The following is a 3396-nucleotide window of genomic DNA, read 5'->3' on the forward strand; positions in this document are numbered from 1 at the left end:
GTGATGGTACAGGAAATATCACCATAACACCATTTGATGCTGGTTATACTTATTCTTTAGATGGAGCTGCAGCACAAACAGGAGCAAATGCTAATATTTTTAATAATGTAGCAGCTGGAGCTCATACCGTAACTGTAGATTATGGAAGTAATTGTACAGAAGATGTATTGGTAACAGTAGCAGCAGATCAAGAATTTACAGCAGCAGTTATAAACACGACAAATCCTACATGTTTAGGGTACAATAATGGAAGTATAGAAGTAGAAGCAAGTTTTCCATCATCAACACCAACTGAGTTTGAATATAATATAGGAGCAGGTTGGGTAAGTACTTCAGGAAATAATCCATTTGTTATACCAAACTTTACATCAGGAACACATACAATTGAAGTTCGTCCAGTAGGAGGAATTGCAGCATGTGAGCAAACAGTAAGTGCAACCTTAACAGATCCAAGTGTAGTAACAGTAGTAGCACCAGTAACAAAAGAAGTTACTTGTGTACCAGCAACAGGAGCTACTATTACACCAAACGGAAGCGGAGGAAATGGCGCACCATTTAGTTATGAGTTATTTGATAATGGAGGAACATCATTAGGAACAACTACGACAGAGTTTACAGATGTAGCAGCAGGAACGTATACAGTAGTAGCTACAGATCGTTTGGGTTGTGATTCATCACCAGTAACAGTAATGATAAACCCATCGCAAACAGTAGATTTTGATATAGCAACAACATGTTTTGATGGAACAAGTGGAAGTATCTTAGTGAGCAACACCGTTGGTAATGGAGATTATCAATATAATATTAATGGAAATCCATGGCAAAATCCAGATGTAGCCACACCAGATGAATATACTTTTACAGGACTGACGCCAAATACTTATACAGTTAATGTAAAAGATGGTAGGGGTTGTATTACTACTAAAAGTATAACTATTAATCCGCAGTTACAAGCAACAGCAACACCCACAAACGCTAGTTGTACACCTGGATCAATAGCAATTAGTGCTACAGGAGGTACAGGAATAGGAACTTACGAATATGCTGTAGTAACAGCTGGAGACCCAGTACCTACAACAGGTTTTTCAAACACGAACCCTATAACTAATTTAGCACCTAACACTTATGATGTATATGTAAGAGATAGTTCAACATGTTCTTATGTTATCGAAGATGTTGTAATAGCATATATTATGCCTGTAGATATCACAGCAACACCTAATAACCCTACATGTAATGGAGATAGAGGTAGTGTAGATGGTGAAATAATAGTAAATAGAGGTCAAGGACCTTATACTATTACCATTGAAGATAGTTCAAATACCGAAATAGATAGATTAGACAACTTCATAGGTACTAATTTTAGTTTCAATAACTTAGCTGTAGATACTTATGAAATTAAAATTACAGATGCTTTAGGGTGTGAGGACACTTTTGATTTTACATTAGAAGAATTACCACCTTTAACAGCCGATTTAAGTTCAATTTTACCTGTGTGCGGCACACCTTTTTTAGGAAATGAAAACCTGTTTGGTTTTGAGTTTACTAATTACCCTACAGTACCAACACCTTATAGTGTTGAGTTTAGTAAAGATGACGGAGCAACATGGCAATCTTCTCCTACATTTACAGGAATAGATTCAGGGACAATAGTTTACCCAGCGATAAGGATTGTAGAAGCAGATGGTGTTACTACAAGATGTATTTTTAATTTTGGAAGATATGAAGTTCCTTATCCAGTTGAAGGTTTAATCGTAAACCCAGTTGCAAATCCTACTAGCTGTAATGAAGGGTTTAGTGTAACTGTTGAAGCTTTTTTAGGAGCTGGTCCTTTCCAGTTTGCAATAGGAACTCCTTCTGGTTGGGTTGATCCAGACATTGATAGTCCAGCACCTCCAGCACCAGCACCAGTACCTGATCAAGATAGAACGTATACATTTAAAAATTTAACTCCTGGGTTAACGTATGTGTTTTATGTAAAAGATTTAAATGGTACTCCTCTTGATACAACAGATGACTGTATTAAGCAGAACAATGAAGATGTTTATGCTACTTTTACCCCTTCTGTGCCAATTACACCTACAGTAAACAATAATCAATGTAGTGGTAGTTCTAATGGGCAAATTACATTTGAAATAGATAATACAAGTACAGATTTAAACAATAATTTTACTTGGACGTTGTATGAAAGAGACCCAGTAACTAACGCAGGTACAGCTTTACCTGCATATACGAATGTTCCACAAACAGGTTTTGCCCCTATTGTGGCAACTGGGTTACCTTCAGGAGTATATTATATTATACTTAGCAATACAACGGGAGGACCACCTGTTTGTGAATTTGGTAGTTTAGATGTAACTATTAAAGAGGGTCAGCCTATAACAGGTAATTTGAATAAATTAAATGATATTACATGTAACGTTCCAGGGAAGATAAGAGTAGAAAATGTTTTAGGAGGGTTTGCACCTTACACTTATAACGTAACTTTATCTGAAGCGACTGCAACAGCAACAGTAACAGGTAATGAAATTACAGTAACAGCACCTACTAGTATAACATCTGTAGACGTAACGGTAGAAGTTGAAGATAGTAATGGAACCGGAGCGTGTACTGCTAATTTAGGTACAGTAACTTTAAATGTAGCACAATTACCAACAGCCACAGCAGTAGCAGATAGTTGTCCTGCAAATAAAACGATTACAGCAACAGTTACTACTGGTGTAGCACCTTACCAATATTCATTAAATGGAGGAGCTACCTTTAGTACAGAAACAACTAACACAACTTTTACACAAAATAATGTAACCCCAGGTAGTTATGATATTGTAGTAAGAGACGCTACAGGTTGTGAAAGTGTACCAACAACAGTAATAGTGCACGAAAATGTTACATTTGATGTGGTACCTACAAAAAATGCAGAGTGTGTTTTAAATGGAGAAGCTACTCTTACAATTAATAGCGGTTCACACAATACAGCAACTTTCACAGCAAACTATACTTATTCGGTTGATGGAGGGGCTCCAGTAGCTATCCCAGCAGGTAACACTACAGCAATTATTAGTTTGGCTCCAGGAACATATACAGTATCAGTTACAGATATAAATACAGGATGTACTACAGGTACACAAACTGTAACTATTGAAGATGCTGAAATTCCTAGTTTCACAGCATTAGCCGAGGCTAGTTTATGTTCAGGAGATGATTCTGGTAGAATTACTTTAACAGCTGTAGATAATGGTATTTTACCATTAACGTATAGCATAGTTCCAGCAGCAGGAACGATTACAGGAAATGTAATAACAGATTTACCACCAGGAACATACTCCGTTACAGGAGAAGGAACGAATGGATGTACTTTCACCGTTACAGATATTGTAATAGATGAATACGCTCCAA

Annotated in this window: 1 pseudogene; it reads left to right on the forward strand. The window is 36.8% G+C overall.

The features are described 5' to 3' along the window. Positions 1 to 3396: pseudogene (locus tag ABMY20_RS16060) on the forward strand (hypothetical protein); the annotation flags it as partial.

This window comes from Tenacibaculum sp. SSH1-16, from assembly GCF_040104435.1.
GTDB classification, from domain to species: domain Bacteria; phylum Bacteroidota; class Bacteroidia; order Flavobacteriales; family Flavobacteriaceae; genus Polaribacter; species Polaribacter mesophilus.